Annotated in this window: 16 protein-coding genes and 1 tRNA gene; 3 read left to right on the forward strand and 14 right to left on the reverse strand. The window is 40.4% G+C overall.

Annotated features, from left to right (window positions below):
• Positions 1-91 precede the first annotated feature (91 nt).
• The 3 genes from AC4G3K_RS11375 to AC4G3K_RS11385 form a co-directional block, all read right to left on the reverse strand.
• A complete protein-coding gene (locus tag AC4G3K_RS11375) occupies positions 92-331 on the reverse strand; it encodes a glutaredoxin family protein (protein ID WP_491077535.1) in 240 nt (79 codons plus the stop codon).
• 46 nt (positions 332-377) lie between these two features.
• Positions 378-1,670, reverse strand: a complete 1,293-nt coding sequence (gene rpoN / locus AC4G3K_RS11380; RefSeq protein WP_491133577.1) for an RNA polymerase factor sigma-54 — start codon at positions 1,668-1,670, stop codon at positions 378-380.
• 177 nt (positions 1,671-1,847) lie between these two features.
• Positions 1,848-1,919, reverse strand: a tRNA-Arg gene (locus tag AC4G3K_RS11385).
• A gap of 250 nt (positions 1,920-2,169) precedes the next feature.
• On the opposite strand from AC4G3K_RS11385, the gene clpP reads away from it, so the two are divergent.
• From clpP to AC4G3K_RS11400, 3 genes are all read left to right on the forward strand, one after another.
• Complete coding sequence (gene clpP, locus AC4G3K_RS11390) at positions 2,170-2,835, forward strand: ATP-dependent Clp endopeptidase proteolytic subunit ClpP (protein ID WP_491077732.1); 666 nt, start codon at positions 2,170-2,172, stop codon at positions 2,833-2,835.
• A 420-nt stretch (positions 2,836-3,255) separates the two neighbouring features.
• Complete coding sequence (locus AC4G3K_RS11395; RefSeq protein ID WP_491077534.1) at positions 3,256-4,680, forward strand: amino acid permease; 1,425 nt, start codon at positions 3,256-3,258, stop codon at positions 4,678-4,680.
• Between the two features lie 170 nt (positions 4,681-4,850).
• Complete coding sequence (locus AC4G3K_RS11400) at positions 4,851-7,229, forward strand: immune inhibitor A domain-containing protein (RefSeq protein ID WP_491133340.1); 2,379 nt, start codon at positions 4,851-4,853, stop codon at positions 7,227-7,229.
• Positions 7,230-7,304: 75 nt separating this feature from the next.
• Here AC4G3K_RS11400 and AC4G3K_RS11405 read toward each other — a convergent pair whose 3' ends face one another.
• The 11 genes from AC4G3K_RS11405 to hisH form a co-directional block, all read right to left on the reverse strand.
• Complete coding sequence (locus AC4G3K_RS11405) at positions 7,305-7,562, reverse strand: HPr family phosphocarrier protein (protein WP_491077532.1); 258 nt, start codon at positions 7,560-7,562, stop codon at positions 7,305-7,307.
• A 47-nt stretch (positions 7,563-7,609) separates the two neighbouring features.
• Positions 7,610-8,551: a DNA-binding protein WhiA gene (gene whiA, locus AC4G3K_RS11410; RefSeq protein ID WP_491077531.1), complete on the reverse strand. Its 942-nt coding sequence runs from the start codon at positions 8,549-8,551 to the stop codon at positions 7,610-7,612.
• Between the two features lie 36 nt (positions 8,552-8,587).
• Positions 8,588-9,583, reverse strand: a complete 996-nt coding sequence (locus AC4G3K_RS11415) for a gluconeogenesis factor YvcK family protein (protein WP_491133341.1) — start codon at positions 9,581-9,583, stop codon at positions 8,588-8,590.
• The gene (gene rapZ, locus AC4G3K_RS11420) at positions 9,558-10,484 is read right to left on the reverse strand and encodes an RNase adapter RapZ (protein WP_491077529.1); all 927 of its coding nucleotides are present in this window, start codon (positions 10,482-10,484) and stop codon (positions 9,558-9,560) included. Before rapZ ends, AC4G3K_RS11415 begins: the two co-directional genes overlap by 26 nt.
• Positions 10,485-10,487: 3 nt before the next feature.
• Complete coding sequence (locus AC4G3K_RS11425; RefSeq protein ID WP_491133342.1) at positions 10,488-10,952, reverse strand: 8-oxo-dGTP diphosphatase; 465 nt, start codon at positions 10,950-10,952, stop codon at positions 10,488-10,490.
• A gap of 294 nt (positions 10,953-11,246) precedes the next feature.
• Positions 11,247-12,200: a thioredoxin-disulfide reductase gene (trxB, locus tag AC4G3K_RS11430; RefSeq protein ID WP_491133343.1), complete on the reverse strand. Its 954-nt coding sequence runs from the start codon at positions 12,198-12,200 to the stop codon at positions 11,247-11,249.
• A gap of 127 nt (positions 12,201-12,327) precedes the next feature.
• Positions 12,328-13,818: a tetratricopeptide repeat protein gene (locus tag AC4G3K_RS11435; protein ID WP_491077526.1), complete on the reverse strand. Its 1,491-nt coding sequence runs from the start codon at positions 13,816-13,818 to the stop codon at positions 12,328-12,330.
• A gap of 937 nt (positions 13,819-14,755) precedes the next feature.
• Positions 14,756-15,424: a bifunctional phosphoribosyl-AMP cyclohydrolase/phosphoribosyl-ATP diphosphatase HisIE gene (gene hisIE, locus AC4G3K_RS11440; RefSeq protein ID WP_491133344.1), complete on the reverse strand. Its 669-nt coding sequence runs from the start codon at positions 15,422-15,424 to the stop codon at positions 14,756-14,758.
• Positions 15,421-16,179 (reverse strand): imidazole glycerol phosphate synthase subunit HisF, encoded by a 759-nt coding sequence (gene hisF, locus AC4G3K_RS11445; RefSeq protein ID WP_491133345.1) that lies wholly within the window; start codon positions 16,177-16,179, stop codon positions 15,421-15,423. Before hisF ends, hisIE begins: the two co-directional genes overlap by 4 nt.
• Complete coding sequence (gene hisA, locus AC4G3K_RS11450) at positions 16,176-16,922, reverse strand: 1-(5-phosphoribosyl)-5-[(5-phosphoribosylamino)methylideneamino]imidazole-4-carboxamide isomerase (protein WP_491133578.1); 747 nt, start codon at positions 16,920-16,922, stop codon at positions 16,176-16,178. Before hisA ends, hisF begins: the two co-directional genes overlap by 4 nt.
• Positions 16,922-17,560, reverse strand: a complete 639-nt coding sequence (gene hisH, locus AC4G3K_RS11455; protein ID WP_491133346.1) for an imidazole glycerol phosphate synthase subunit HisH — start codon at positions 17,558-17,560, stop codon at positions 16,922-16,924. The genes hisA and hisH overlap by 1 nt, the downstream gene beginning before the upstream one ends.
• Between the last annotated feature and the right edge of the window lie 2 nt (positions 17,561-17,562).

Here is a 17,562-nt window from a genome sequence, read left to right on the forward strand (position 1 = left end):
TTTAATGTCCCTTTATATGTAAAAAATAGCTCCTGATGTAACTCCATTCTATCAGGAGTTTCGAACAGTTGCAAGAATGTAAATGTGAACATCACGTTAAATAGTGACGAAACTCATCTATATCTATATGACCATATTGAATAACTTCCCCATTTAGCTCGATTACAGGAATCATGAGTCCATATTGCTCCAGTAAATTGTCATCTGAATAGATATCGAATTCCAGAAGCGTAAACGTTATTTCTCTTTGCATAAACTTTAAAAGATCCTTTGCCTCATCACATAGTGGGCAATTTTTTTTGGTATAAAAATGAATGATTGGTACACTCACTCTCTTCCCCCCTGCTCCTTCTTATTTTCTACCTGTACAAAATAATTTATTCATTAAGCTCATAGCGTTTTCGTTTTGAGGAGGATGGAATATGAAGCTGATTGCGATACTTCGCGATTGTCCTCCTTGAGATAAGGATCCCCAAAAATTGTTTAAGTTCCTTTGCAATAGACTCATCAGACAAGGGAGATGTTTTTTGCTCCGCTTTTATTAACCGAACTATGTGTTGTTTTACTTGTTCTGATGATGTATCTTCCATTTGATCAGTCGAAATACTGCTCGTAAAAAACATTTTCATTTCAAATGATCCGAAGGGAGTTTCCACTATTTTATCTCTAATCGCTCTGCTAACTGTTGACTCATGTACATGGATCATTTTAGCAATTTGCTTCAGAGTTAACGGCTTCACAGTCTCGCTCTTTCCAGTTTTAAAGAAGGTAGGTTGCCTTTCAACAATGGCATGTGTAACGCGGTATATAGTTTCTGCTCTTTGATTGATTGATTTTTTAAGCCAGTTTAGCTCTGATCTCTTTTGATCCATGTATTTCTTAGTTAATTCATCATTTCCCGTATCAAACGATGAAGTGAATTCATTTGTTTTTACTGTTCTCATGGATAAAACTTTAATTACAGGCAAACCTTCTGAAAAGGTTACACTTACATCTGGTATCGCATATTGAGGTCTGCCCCTATGAAGGTACGAACATGGTTTAGGAGTATATTTCTGTATCTGATCAAAGACCGATTGAATATCCATAACTGTCACCCCAACCAGTTTGGCAAGTTCTTTCCACTTACGATTCACCAGCAACTCGAAATAATCATTCAGGACTTTTTCCAGGAATGGATTTTTAATTTGTTCACGTTTCGCCTGCAATAACAGACATTCATTTAGGCTATGTGCCCCTACCCCTGCAGGCTCCATTGCTTGCAAAACAGATAAAGCAACCTCCCATTCCGCCTTCTTGATCTCCATGAAGGATCGTGCTTCCTCAAAAGCTATACATAAATAACCATTTTCATCAATATTGTCGATTAAAAATAGTAAGACTCTCTCTTCTTTGTCCGTTAAGACTTTAAATGGAATTTGTCCCTGTAAATAGGATTTTAATGAGACGGTTTCATCACTGATTTGATCGATCCATATTGAATTATATTGATTTCTCCCAGCAGTTTGTGGATACTCTTCTGCAATTTCTATTAATGGATTTTCAAGCGCTTTTCCATCTATATAGGCAGCTAACTCAATTGCCGGATATTGAAGCAAAGCAATCGCCTGATTTAATTCCGGTGTCATCGTCAGTTTCTGTCTTTGGTGCTGATTCAAACCAATCTCCACGTTCAAATCCCCGCCTTCCAAAACTCATAAAACCGCTTATATTAATAGTAGTAAAGAGAAAGTCACGAGGCAAGAAAAAAATGGGTAATATTACAAATTATTGAATACTTAATAAATAAAAAATGTCCCTGTGCTGAATGTTGTACAGTACAGGGACATTTCCTACAATATTATATACGCCCTCGGAGGGAATCGAACCCCCATCGTAAGAACCGGAATCTTATGTTCTATCCATTAAACTACGAGGGCAAAATGATAGCCTACAAAATTATATTATAAGGAAGTAAAAGTCTTTTTGCAAGAATAATTCCTTAGGTTTACATACCTTTATGTTGGGTAAGATGGATATCAGGGATTATTTTACTTCTATGCATAAATTAATCAGCTGCAAATATCATTCAAACTGTGTACTGCCAAGCAGATAAATAAGACATTAACCATAATAAAAAAACATATAGTAAAAGTAAGCGTCTTTTGTTTGACCTTTATTGACCATAAAGTGTATGATAAAGTCAAAGCTAAATGTGTTAATTATTTTTTTACATATAAGGAGGAGAAATATATGAATTTAATTCCTACAGTTATTGAACAAACGAATCGCGGGGAACGAGCATACGATATTTATTCACGTTTATTAAAAGACCGTATCATCATGCTTGGAAGTGCCATTGACGACAATGTTGCCAACTCTATCGTTGCCCAATTATTGTTCCTTGAAACTGAAAACCCAGAGAAAGATATTTACCTTTACATCAACAGCCCAGGCGGAAGCATCACGGCAGGTATGGCGATCTACGATACAATGCAATACATCAAACCACAAGTTTCAACTATTTGTATCGGTATGGCAGCATCCATGGGTGCCTTCCTTCTTGCAGCCGGTGAAAAAGGGAAACGTTTTATCTTACCAAACAGTGAAGTAATGATTCATCAACCACTTGGAGGAGCACAAGGACAAGCAACTGAGATTGAAATTGCAGCTAAACGCATCCTGTTTATGCGTGAACGCTTAAATAAAATTTTGGCTGAACGTACTGGCCAAGACCTTGAAACAATTGCCCGTGATACAGAGCGTGATAACTTTATGACAGCTGAGCGTGCACTTGAGTATGGATTAGTTGATAAAATCATCACACGCAGTGTAACCGAAGAAAACAAAAAATAATAATTGACTAAGAGCTGTCGAGATAATCGGCAGCTTTTTAGTTTACTCCATCCTAATTTTAGCAATAAAATTGGGAATCTCCTGTTTCTTGTATACGATATTAAAGAATCCTCTCCCCCTTTCATTTAATTTTCAGTAGATACACACTCATTTTAGCACTCTAATTGTTTATCACTTTACCAAAGTAAAGGTTTGGTGTTAAGATAGTACCATTATTTAATACATACCAAATAAATAAGAGTTTTTGTAATGAGAATCTACGAACTATGTATGTATGACCATCAACCGATTAACTAACCTTCATATCCAATAGATAAATTGGGTATAGGTTTATAACGGTGTCCTGGAGTAACGTCCTATATATGTTTTTCAGGGTCTGCATGGTAAAACCTATCTTGAAAACAAAAGGAGTCATTCATCATGAATAATAAAAAATGGGGATTTTGGATTTTAACTATGTTTGTAGTCGGCAATATGGTTGGTGGAGGAATTTTTATGCTGCCGGCAAACCTGGCCGGTGTTTCTAGTCCGATCGGAGCCACTATGGCATGGATTTTAACAGGAGCAGGCGTCTTAATGATTGCACTGGTATTCGGAAATTTAGCTGTTAGGAAGCCCGAATTAAAAACAGGACCGCAAAGTTATGCACAAGCTATGTTTAGCTCACCTAAGAAAGGTAAAATTGCGGGCTACAGTATTGCCTGGGGGTATTGGGCTGCTAACTGGGCTGCCACGGCATCGGTTATTATTTCTTTTGCCGGATATTTATCAACCTTCTTCCCAATCATGCAGAGCCAGTACATCTTGTTTTCAAGCGGCAATTTAGATCTGGAATTAGGGAGATTTTTAAATTTTGCAGTTTGTACCGTTATGCTATGGGGGATTCACTTTATCCTATGCAAAAGCTTCGATAGTGCAGGAAAAATGAATTTGATGGCAACCATCGCAAAAGTACTCGGATTTGCCCTTTTTATTATCGTAACTATATTTATCTTTGATTCTGCTAATTTAATGAATGGTAAAGAATTTGTAGATGCTTCTGGCACTTCCTATTCTTTAGGTGGACAAGTCAATAACGCAGCTATTGCCACTCTTTGGGCCTTTATCGGAGTAGAAGCAGCTGTTATGTTATCGAATCGGGCAAAGTCTCAGACGGATGTTAAAAAAGCAACCATTACGGGTCTGATTATCGCTATTGCCATCTATATTGGTATAACATTGTTAACAATGGGGGCACTGTCACAAGAGGAATTGCTACAATCACAAAAACCCCTTGTTGATGCTCTGCAAGCTGCAATTGGATCAAGTGGCGCTTATATCTTAGGCTTCCTTGCGTTGATTTCATTATTTGGTTCAACTGTCGGATGGATTGTTGTCAGTTCAGAAGTTCCATATCAGGCAGCTAAATCAAATCTGTTCCCAGCGTTTTTCGGTAAAACAAATAAAAAGGGAAGCCCAGTCAACTCATTGACCATTACGAACCTTTTAACACAATTCTTCCTATTTTCCACTATTTCCGGGACGATTATGGAAGCCTACGATTTTGCAATGGTCGTTGCTACTTTAGCGTATTTGATTCCGTATTTTGTTAGTGTGGTATACCAAGTGAAGCTTATTTTGACCGGAGAAACCTACATCGGGATGAAAAGATCTCGGATTGTAGATGGCATCATTTCAATTTTGGCTCTTGTTTATACGGTATGGGTTATTAAAACCGGAACAGCAGATTTGAAAACTTTCTCTCTCGGAATCGGATTATTCGTCCTGGGACTTGTTCTCTATCCTTTACTAATGAAAAACAAGAAATCAAGAAAACTTACTAGTAATTTAGCAAAAGATCGTTAATCGGCAGACCATTCCACCCTTTTTAAAAAGGGTGGTTTTTTTATGTCTAAATACCTACCCCCTCCTTTCATTCTAATCCAAATTTACTATTTTTATCTATAAAAGAGGTTTTTTACAGAATAGTTAGAATATATAAAATGTTAATAAAACATAATTGAGGAGGAAACAATTTGCGAGGAAAATCTTTTTTGGCGTCAGCCTTCGCTGCCGCTTTAACATTCAGTGCATTTGCACCAGCCACATCAGCAACTCAAATTTCGACAACAGTTGGTACCTCTTCAGGAAGTGAACATGCTTCCGTCTCCTATTCAGGAAGTCCTATTGATCTCAGCGTTGCGAATGAAGAACGATTAATCGCTATGCTGAAAAAAGAAGGCACGATTAAGAAAAATGCTACCGATCAAGAAGCGAAGACTCAGCTAAAAAAGTATTTAAAGAAAAAGGAAGACAGCATTAAAAAGGACTCATCCAAAAAATTTGATAAACAAATCAAAGCATGGCAAAAGAAATTTAACAAGAAGAAAAAAGGCAAACATCCTGGCAAAGGATCCAATCCTCATAATGGTGTGGTTCAACCAGTAAAAGAAGAAAAATACAGAGGGGCTGTACAAAAAGATAAAGTTCTCGTTTTAATGATTGAATTTCCTGATTACGCTGGGAATAATGTCAGACCAGAAGATACAGACATGTATTACAAAGAATATACCAAGGATCATTATCAACAAATGATTTTTGGAAAAAGAGGCTACACAGGCCCTAATGGTGAAAACTTAATTTCCATGAAACAATATTATGAACAACAGTCGGGTGGCAGCTATACAGTAGATGGGGAAGTGGCTGGTTGGTATACGGCCAAAAAACCTGCGGCTGAATACGGCGCAAATTATCCAACCCCTGATGGAAGTGACAAAGATGCACGCAGTCTTGTAAAAGAAGCACTTGAAGCTGCCGCGCTTGATCCAAACGTCGATCTTTCTGAATATGACCAAGAGGATCGTTATGATTTAGATGGAGATGGCAATAAACGTGAACCAGATGGGCTAGTCGATCATTTAATGGTCGTTCACTCTGCTGTAGGTGAAGAAGCTGGTGGCGGTACTCTTGGAGGAGATGCAATCTGGTCTCATCGTTGGAATCTGGGAGGCGTATTCCCTATCAAGAATACAGAAACAGACGTTCCTAACTGGAATGGGCAATTGGCTGCTTACGATTACACCATTGAGCCAATTGATGGAGCAGCCGGGGTATTTGCACATGAATTCGGTCATGATTTAGGCTTACCGGATGAGTATGATACTCAGTATTCAGGCTCAGGTGAGGCCATCGGCTATTGGTCAATCATGGCAAGCGGCAGCTGGGCAGGTAAAGTTGCAGGAGCAGAACCAACTGGTTTCAGCCCTTATGCGAAAGAATATTTGCAAGAGAGCCAAGGAGGAAATTGGCTGAATTATGAAGAGGTCGATGTCGATGATCTGACACGACGCGGCTCACAGTTCCTTCTCGACCAAGCCAATACAAAAGGAAAGAACCAGGACGCTCTCAAAGTGAACTTACCGGATAAGAAAACCACTGTTAATACACCTTATAGCGGGAAGTACGAGTATTATAGTGGAAAAGGTAATAATCTAAGCAACTCATTGGTTACTACTCTAGATTTAACAAATAAGTCATCTGCACAATTATCATTCAAGACATGGTACCAAATTGAACAGGATTGGGATTATGCATCTATTCAAGTACGTGAACAAGGGCAAACGAATTGGTCAGGAATACCAGGCAATTTAACCACTGCTACCAATCCTAACGGACAAAATCCAGGTAATGGGATAACTGGTAATTCAAATGGCTGGGTGGATGGTACATTTGATTTAACTGCTTATGCCGGTAAAAAAATTGAATTGCGATTTAATTACTGGACGGATGTAGCAGCTATTGAAACAGGCTTTTTTGTAGATGATATTACGATTACTGCCAATGGCCAGGAAATTGTAAAAGATAACGCCGACACAACAACCTCTGCCTTTACATTAGATGGTTTCACTAAAAACGAAGGCTTCTATACAAGCGAGCATTACTATATGGTTGAATGGCGGAATCACAAGGGTGTTGATTTAGGACTCGCTCATATAAAACGCGGAAACAGCTTGATGGAATATGATGGTGGATTAGTCGTTTGGTATGTGGATGACAGCTATTCGGATAACTGGACTGGAATCCATCCAGGCGAAGGTTTTCTCGGTGTAGTTGATGCTGATCAGGGAACACTGAAGTGGAGTGATCAATCCTTGGCTGCAACTCGATACCAAATTCATGATGCAGCATTTAGATTAGATAAAACTGATAAAATGTATCTTGATTACAAGAGTGTAAATGGTCTAACATTGTCCGATTTTGATACTAAAGCATATACAATATTTGATGACAGCAGGGACTATTCAAATCCAGCTAAACCGGATGCAGGCCGTAATATTCCTGAATATGGCGTGAAAATCAAATTAACAGGACAAAGTAAGGACCGTACCGTTGGCAAAATTGTTATAAGTAAATAAACCATAAAAAGAGGGGGCTTCTGGTAAGCCCCCTCTTTCCTTTTGAGAGTCATGGTTCGGTTTTTGGCCTATGATTTAATTCGTGCCTGTCATGAATGCTTCTAAAATTTGCACTGCTTCTTCTTCATCATGCCCATCTGCTACCAGGGTTATGGTTTTGCCTGAATTGATTGCCAAGCTCATTAACCCCATGATACTTTTTACATTAACTTTTTTTTCTCCATCAATAATAGATATCTCAGATGAAAAACGACTTGCCTCTTGGACAAATTGTGCAGCCGGACGTGCCTGTAAACCTGTTTTTAACCGGACAGTTACTTCTTTTTCAACCACAGCCATTTCCTCCCCATATTTAGTTATTTATATAAATAATAAAGCTCTTATTTAGATTCACCGGTTCGCAGCCTTTCGGCGATTTCGTCAATTTTACGAAGACGATGATTAATACCAGATTTACTTATTTTATCGCCGGAGACCATTTCTCCCAGTTCTTTTAAGGTTACGTCCTGATATTCGACACGCAGCCTGGCAATTTCACGTAACTTATCCGGCAAAATATCAAGACCCACAGTATTTTCAATGTATCGTATATTTTCAACCTGGCGCAGTGAAGCGCTGATTGTTTTATTCAAATTCGCAGTTTCACAATTAACAAGCCGATTAACAGAATTTCGCATATCTCTTACAATACGAATATCCTCAAATTTCATGAGTGCAATATGCCCTCCAATAATATTCAGGAATTCAGATATTTTCTCTGCTTCCTTCAAATAGGTGATAAATCCTTTTTTTCTTTCCAGCGTTTTGCTTTTTAATCCGAATGAGTTCATCAACTCACACAAAGAATCATTATGGTCTTTATATAATGACGATATTTCCAAATGATAGGAAGACGTTTCTGGATTATTAACAGACCCGCCTGCAAGGAAGGCCCCACGTAAATAGGAACGTTTACAGCATTTCTTATGAATAAGCTCTTCTGATATATCATAGACAATGTTGAAACCATTTTCGATGATATTCAAATCTGTAAGTACTACCTTTGCTTTTTCAGAAAATCGTACAATATAGACATTGTTCTTTTTTAGTTTCATCTTTTTACGAACGAGCAAATCAACCTGGAGGCTATAAAGCTTTTTTAATAAAGTATAGATTCTCCGGGCAATAGCTGCATTTTCTGTTTGAACATCCACAATTAGATGACGATTGGAAAAGGATAAGGATCCGTTCATCCGGATTAACGCCGATAACTCTGATCGTGCGCAGCAATCTTTGACTTCTAAATTGGTTAGCTCTTTTTTTGTTTCCGACGCAAACGACATCCCTTTTTACACCTCAATCCCTTTACAACTTGCACGTTATTCATTCACATTGACTGACTCTGAATCCCTTTTTTCTTTCAATAAATCGTAGATAATAGACGCCACGACAACCGTATCATGTCTGATTCGGTTATTTTGAATGGTTACGATATTATCCTTAATTACCTGTAATCCCATTTGTTCGAGTCTATTTATATCAAAGATAACCGGCTGGGCATACTCTTCTTTGTATTTTAATTTTAGATGTACCGGGATATCCTCTTTATTGACTAAAATAGTATCAATACATGATTCACCTAAATGCTCATTGATAACTCTCATATGGTCACTTGCCGTATAATTCAGGGTTTCCCCGGCCTGAGTCATCAAGTTGCAGATATATACTTTAGAGGCTTTAGAATTCGCAATTTCAGTGGCTATGGATGGCACAACTAAATTAGGCAATATACTTGTATAAAGGCTACCTGGTCCCATCAAAATTAAATCTGCCTGCCTGATCGCTTGAATCGTTTCCTTAGGCGGCTCAATAGAATCCGGACTGACAAATACCCGCTTGATTCGTTTTCCGGAGTATGGGATTTTTGATTCCCCGGAAACAATCGTTCCATCCTCAAGTTCTGCATGCAGGATGACACTTTGGTTCGCAGAAGGCAGCACCTGTCCTTTTACATTCAAAACCTTGCTCATTTCCTGTATAGCATGTACAAAATCACCCGTAATAGAGGTCATCGCTGCCAGTATCAAATTCCCAAGAGCATGACCTGATAATTGTTCAGATCCCGTGAATCGATGCTGAAACATTTGCTCGATTAATGGCTCCACATCAGACATAGCTGCCAAAACATTGCGTATATCACCTGGTGGAGGGATATCAAGTTCCTCTCTCAGCCTGCCGGAACTACCGCCATCATCAGCCACCGTCACGATGGCTGTAATATCAAGCGGATAGATTTTCAGACCTCTTAAGAGTACTGGGAGACCAGATCCTCCACCAATGATAACAACCCTAGGTTGTGCTGATCTGGATGTCATCTGCACGTACCTTCCTTTTATCAATATCACGATGCGTTACACTGGTGTGGTACTCATTTTTATATCGATTATTCAGATATTCAGCCAATGTCACGGAACGATGCTGCCCTCCTGTGCATCCAACAGCGAGAATTAATTGAGCTTTTCCCTCTCTTTTATATTGAGGAATCATAAAATCAAGCAAATCCACCCATTTTTCAATAAATTTCTGGGTTTCACTCCATTTCATCACGTATGTGGAAACTTCTTTATCCAGCCCTGTTTGCGGCCGCATCGCTTCTATATAAAATGGATTTGGAAGGAATCTCACATCAAAAACTAAATCTGCATCAATCGGAATGCCATGTTTAAAGCCAAATGACAACACATTAATCGTAAATTCCACACGTTGGTTAACAGAAAATTGTTCGGAAATTTTCTCGCGAAGCTCCCTCGGCTTATAGTTAGATGTATTATAGATGGTCTGAGCCCGCCCTTTTAATTCTTCCAGTAAATCCCTCTCAAGCTTAATCCCCTCCAGTGGCAACCCTGACGGAGCCAACGGATGTGTTCGCCGTGTTTCCTTATATCTTCTCACTAAAACTGAATCATCAGCATCCAGGAACAAGATTTCTGGTACAAATTTAGAGGAATCGTTGAGGTCATCCAATGCTTTGAACAGGTGTTCAAAAAATTCCCTGCCTCTTAAATCCATCACTAATGCCACTTTATTCATCTTTTTACCTGAATCATTCATAAGCTCAAGAAATTTAGGGAGAAGTGTTGGAGGGAGGTTATCTACACAAAAGAAACCCAAATCCTCAAAGCTCTGTATGGCAACCGTCTTACCGGCACCCGACATACCTGTAATTATAACCAGCCGACTCTCTGTTGCTGCAGTTACGACTTTCTTTTCTTCCATTATTTATTCCCCGTTTCTTTCCAACTTGTAATCAAGTAAGGTGAAATCCTCTGTATATTTAAAAGTTCCTATTAGTAAACCTTTGCCATTCATCATATGATCTAATATTTTGCGATCTCCTTCTGCCATCGGCAACGCCAGAATATCGTTTAATTGATGCCATTTTAGAATGCCTTCATCATTCTCCTGAAACGCTTCTCCTTCAAATGCATAAGCACGAAAAGTAAACAGCATCCATTCATGAACGATTTCATCATCCTTTAAGTTAACCATGGTGAAAATGCCTTTTAACTCAGGGCACTTAATCTTTAAATTAGTTTCTTCAAAGAATTCACGAATGACAGAGTCATGTATCGATTCTCCAGATTCCATTTTACCGCCGGGTGCTACCCACCAGTTTCTTCTAGGCTTCTGAAGCATAAGGGCTTGACCATCTACCATTAACATACAATTGGTTACTCTTTGCAAACTATTTCACCTCAGTTGTACAGCACAAATTAAATAGACTTATCCTTATTATACTATTTTAGATGTGCATGAACAATGTAAGCTAATCGTCGTTATTTTCAAAAACGTACTACAAATTTTTCGACATTTAACAAAAAAAGCGGCATAGGTTTTAATAACCTATGCCATAAAAGTATATAAAAGGGGGTCAATTTCTTATTTTCATTCTACCCCATTTTTATTGCACTTTGATTACAGCCAAATTAAGTAATAATGACGTAAATGTAAATTTATTACTTATCTTCCGGCCAATCTTTATTGAGCTTCTGCTTTTAACTGATCCATCAATTCTTCCACATAATGCTGAGCTGATTGAGCAGCTATGCTACCATCACCGGTAGCTGTAACAATTTGTCGTAAATTCTTTTCACGAACATCTCCCGCTGCAAATATACCCGGGATTTTTGTTTCCATACGGTCATTCGTTTCAATGTATCCTGCTTGATTCGTAATCCCGATACTTTGGAATGGTTTCGTTAATGGCAGCATTCCAATATAAATGAATACTCCATCTGCCGGATATTCACGCTCAGATCCATCGACCGTGGATATAAGTGTAACACCGCCAACCTTGCCATCTTTTTCATTAATGGTTTTCAACGTAGAATTCCAAATGAAATCTACTTTCTCATTCTCAAAAGCACGCTGTTGCAGTATTTTCTGTGCACGAAGCTCATCTCTGCGGTGTACGATGGTCACTTTAGAAGCAAAACGTGTTAAGTAAACACCTTCTTCAACAGCAGAATCGCCACCACCAATAACAACAAGTTCTTTATTTTTAAAGAAAGCTCCGTCACAAACTGCACAATAGGATACACCGCGCCCGCCAAGCTCTTTTTCACCCGGTACGCCTATTTTTTTATATTCAGCACCGGTAGCGATAATAATTGTACGTGTTTTATATTGCTTTGAACCTGCATCAATGGTCTTATATTCTTTCCCATCAATGATTTCTTTCACTTCACCGTAAGCATATTCAGCACCAAATTTTTTCGCGTGTTCGAACATTTTAGTTGATAAATCCGGTCCCAAAATGGTTTCATACCCAGGATAATTTTCCACTTCCTCTGTATTCGCCATTTGCCCGCCTGGAATTCCTCTTTCCAGCATTAAAGTGGAAAGATTGGCTCTGGATGCATATACGGCTGCTGTCATACCTGCAGGCCCCGCTCCAATAATAATCACATCATAGATTTTTTCCTCAGACATTATGAAACACTCCTCCATCACGAACATCTATTAATAGCACTTGTAACCTCTGTTACATCCATCTCACTTCACGTATTATCCTCGAACTAATCGTATTAAACTATACATCTGTGGTCCAAAAATTTGCTCATTGCAACAAGTCTGCTACAAGCTTTACATACTTGGAAAGTGTAGAAATGGATACACCATAACGTTCAGCCACTACTTTTTGCGCTTCCTTCTCTCCGCGCAGCTTGTGCCACTCATAATCAATGGCTGCTGACCAAGCTAGCGGATTAGAAAATTGAATACCATTTTCTTGCCCTTCTGCATATACAGAAAACCATAACAAATAGAGACCGGCTTCAATCAGCTTCACAGGCTGATAGATTCTGTATAAGGTATCAGCCACTTCTGCCGCAAAAAATGGATGGTCCTCCGGAAATTCAATATGTTTTTTATAAGCCAGTTCCATAGAACTGAATCGTTTGTTAGCTAGATACGAGGCATGGACCTTGATTTTTTGAAATTCTCCGGAATGATTGGCTAGAAAGAGACCAAATAATCTTTCCTCCACATACTCACTTTCCATCTTTTTAATAATGGAAGGAGTATGCACCTCAAATCCAGACTCCTCATCATCAGCCATTTCACCCCAAGGCTCAAGCCCTTCTTTATCTGGACTGTATTCGACCACTTTAGCCCAGGCCTGCTCTGCGACTCTATTCTGCCCAATTTGATAAGCAGATTTACTGAGCCAGTAATAGAAAGTACCGTCTCCTTCGTAGCCCCTCTTTTGCAATTGACGAAGCCACATAAAGGCTTCCTCATAATAACCTGTCAGCGCAAAGGTCGCCCCTAATTTCAGACGATGCTCTTCCAAAATAGGCCGAACTTTCTTAAGGACTGTAAAAACTTCGTCCAGTTTTTCCTGATTCATCTGGTAATGATGAAAGACCATCCCATTGCACATGGCATGTAAATTACCGGGGTTCTTTTCAAGTACACGATTAAGCGTTACAAAGGCCTCGTCTGTTTTACCGACATAAAAATAAGCCAGTGCCAAGTTGTTATAGGCCGACCAAAACTCCGGATATAGCTCTATCAACTCTTCAATTTTCTCAACGGCCTTCACAAAATTACCTGCTTCCAGCAATTCGCGTGCAACCTCCTGCCGCATCATCAAATCGTCCTGAAGCTCCAAGGTCTCTTCCGTTTCATCCGTCTCGAAAGTGATTAAATCCAAAAGATCTTCTGCATCCTCGCTGAATTCACCAAACTCGTCTTTATTTAAATATTCATTAGCATGCTTATAGGCCTCTTTAAATAAACCCATATGAGCAAAGTTATTCGCAAGGAAATAATGGCACTCCGTCATAAACGGATCCAACTCCTGCAGAATATTCTCAAGCAGCTCATTCGAATATTGATATTCACCTAATTCCGTACAAATAACAGCCAACTGGCAAGCAATCATCGGCTCACCCGGCTCCAACTGTAGCGCACGGTTCATATATTTCTTAGCTCTATATAATTCCCTTCGCTGGAAAGCTTTAATTCCTTTTGTAAAATAGAACTCTCCCGTGGGGTTAAAAGAAACAACTTTTGCCATCTTAGTCAAATTAGTATTATTCCCCATCTAGTCCTCCAAACACCTATACTTTAACCCTACAATTATACCATATTAAGAGAATTATAGGAAGAAAAGCGGAAGGGCCTCGCCCAGGAGCGAGGAGCATAAGACAGAGGCTCGGAGGGAATATTTTTCCCCCGTAGAGGCTATGCTTATGTCCTGAGCTCCTAGGCCCTGAAGCTAGATCGGAAGAAAAGCGGAGGCGACTTTTCAAGGAACAAAGACTAAGAACGCCACATCGTGTGGCAACGCCTTTGTGACCTACATCCTGTTGGCCTCCGACAAGCATAAGGAGAGGCTCGGAGGGAGGCGTTCTCCCCTCCCGCAGTGGCTATCCTTATGACTCGAGGGACTAGGAGCCGCAGCTGGATCTCATGAAAAGCGGAGGCGACTTTTCAAGGAACAAAGACTAAGAACGCCACATCGTGTGGCAACGCCTTTGTGACCTACATCCTGTTGGCCTCCGACAAGCATAAAGAGAAGCACGGAGGGAGGCGTTCTCCCCTCCCGCAGTGGCTATCCTTATGACTCGAGGGATTAGGAGCAGAAACTGCATCAATAGAAAAGTTTCTTACACCTATGCTACACCTTTTCCACACCTTTGATGCACTCTTACCCCGATATAGGTGTGCCATAGCTGCGGCATGGGTGTTTTACTTCACCTTTCACTCACCTTTGATGCACCTTTACCCCGGTATAGGTGCGGTATAGCTGTGGCATAGGTGGTTTCCTTCACCTTTCACTCACCTTTGACCCGCCTTTACCCCAGTATAGGTGCGGTATAGCTGTGGCATAGGTGGTTTCCTTCACCTTTCACTCACCTTTGACCCACCTTTACCCTGGTATAGGTGGGCTATAGGTGCGTCATAGGTGCAGCAAAGCGTATCCATCCCATCACAGTTCACACTCCACTCTCAACAAATAAAAAACTCAAAAGGCACTTTCACCCTTTTGAGTCATATTTATCGTCTTTCTGTTTAGTAAGATGGCGGTCACGGAGATTTTTTTGAATTTCAGAGAATGGCAGATTCTGTTCTTTTAAGAGGACAAGGACATGAAAGAATAGATCGGATACTTCCCATTTCAATTCTTCCGAGTCTCGGTTCTTGGCAGCGATAATGACTTCGGCTGCTTCTTCGCCTACTTTTTTAAGAATCTTGTCTACTCCTTTTTCAAACAAGTATGTAGTATATGAACCTTCCGGACGCTCCGCTTCACGTTCAGAGATAACTTTCTCAAGTGTATACAGAAAATCCTCCTCTTCAGCGGCTGGCGGAATCGGTCCTTTTTCAGCCTGATACAACGATTCGGTAAAACAACTTATCGTACCTGTATGACAGGCTGGCCCTGCAGGCTTGACCAATACAACTAATGAATCCCGGTCACAATCATAGCGGATTTCCCGGACGACTTGAATATTTCCGCTTGTTTCCCCTTTATGCCAAAGCTGCTGGCGGGAACGGCTGTAAAACCACGTTTCTCCTGTTTGAATCGTTTTCTCCAATGATTCCTTATTCATATAAGCCAATGTCAGGACTTCTTTTGTTTTTTCATCCTGAACAACGGCTGGCACTAAGCCATTCACATCAAATTGAATTTGCTCTATGTTCATCTCACAAGCACTCCTTGTTCTCGCAGTCTGCGTTTCACTTCTTGTACGCTTGTTTCTTTATAGTGGAAAATGGAAGCTGCCAGGGCTGCATCCGCTTTTCCATCTGTAAAAACTTCCACAAAATCATCCTTGCTTCCCGCTCCGCCGGACGCAATCACGGGGACAGTAACAGCTTCACTAATTGCTTTTGTTAATTCAATATGAAATCCGCTCTTTTCTCCGTCTCGGTCCATACTTGTCAATAGAATCTCACCGGCACCAAGCGCAACGGCTTGTTTAGCCCATTCAACCGCATTTAATTCGGTAGCTTTGCGACCGCCATGCGTGTAGACTCGAAATCCTTCCATATCGGCATCATACTTTGCATCGATTGCAAGAACGATACACTGGTTTCCAAAATAGGTGGCACCCTCAGCAATCAGCTCGGGATAAAGTACTGCTGCTGTATTCAGAGATACTTTATCGGCACCGGCACGCAAGATGGTCCTCATATCAGCAACAGAATTAATTCCGCCACCGACTGTAAATGGGATACTCAGGACAGAAGCAGCTTCCCGAACCACTTCAACCATCGTTTTCCTTCCTTCATGAGATGCCGAAATATCCAGGAATACCAATTCATCTGCGCCCTGGTCATCATACATTTTAGCTAATTCAACAGGATCACCTGCATCCTGTAACCCAAGGAACTGAATGCCCTTCACAACCCGACCCTCTTTTACATCCAAACAGGGAATGATTCTCTTTGTTATCATTTGAATTCACCCGCCTTTGCTAAAGCTTGCGGCAAGGTAAAGCGATTTTCATAGAGAGCCTTCCCGATGATCACTCCTTCAATCCCAGCCGATTGATAAGCTTTTAATGAAACGATATCCTCAAGCTGGCTCATTCCGCCTGATGCGATTATATGCTTTCCAGTTTCACGCGCTAATTCGGCTGTTTCTTTTACACTTGGCCCACTCAACATACCGTCATTGGCGATATCTGTAAAAATGAACCACTCTGCTCCTTTATCTGCAAAAAACTTTCCTAAATCAACAACCGTCCACTCACTGGTTTTTAACCAGCCATCCGTTGCAACTTTACCGCTTTTCCCGTCCAATCCAATCGCAATCCGCCCAGGATATTTCCGAATCATCTCTGTTGCAAATTCAGGCTCTCGTACAGCCACGCTGCCAAGAATGACACGGGAGATTCCATTTTCCAAATAGCGGGCTACCTGTTTCTCATTCCGAATTCCGCCTCCTACTTGGATAGACACACCCTTTAATTCTCGGGCTGCTTTCAAGACATATCCCTCGTTTACCGGGTTCCCATCTTTGGCACCATCCAAATCAACCATATGAATCCATTCGGCTCCCATATCAGCAAAAGACTTAGCCATATCAAACGGCGAATCTCCATAAACGGTTTCCTGTCCATAATCTCCCTGCAGAAGGCGGACACAGTTACCGCCCCTCATATCAATTGCGGGATAGATTGTAAAATTCGCACTCATCATGAACGCACCGCCTTCTCCGTTACCAGTTTGATGAAATTCTCAAGCAAGCTTTTCCCCATTTGGCTGCTTTTCTCTGGGTGAAATTGCATCCCCATCACGTTCCCTTTTCCTACAATTCCTGGTACCTCGACATCATACATGGCAGATGCCATTAATTCGGCGGGATCCTTTATTTGTGCATAAAAGGAATGGACGAAATAGACATAATCCTCTTCTAACCCCTCTACCAAGGGATGCTCCTGCTTAAATTGCAGCTTATTCCATCCCATATGAGGAACTTTATAGTTCTTACCTGTTTGATCGGTCCCTGTAAATTTCGCAATATGTCCGTCTAGAAAGTGAAGCCCTTCAGAGAAACCATGTTCATCACTGCTTTCAAACAAGAGCTGCATCCCTAAACAAATGCCAAGCAGCGGTCTCCCGCTTTCCACATATTCTTTTAAGAACTCGTCTAATCTTTGCTCCTTCAAAGCTTTCATAGCATCAGGAAAGGCACCAACGCCGGGCAATATTAACCCATCACACGGAGCCAACACAGCCGGATCACTGCTTATAACAGCATCAGCTCCAAGCCTGTCGAGTGCATTGTAAACACTGAATAAATTTCCCATTCCATAATCAACGATACCAATCAAAA

This window comes from Bacillus sp. z26, from assembly GCF_058313635.1.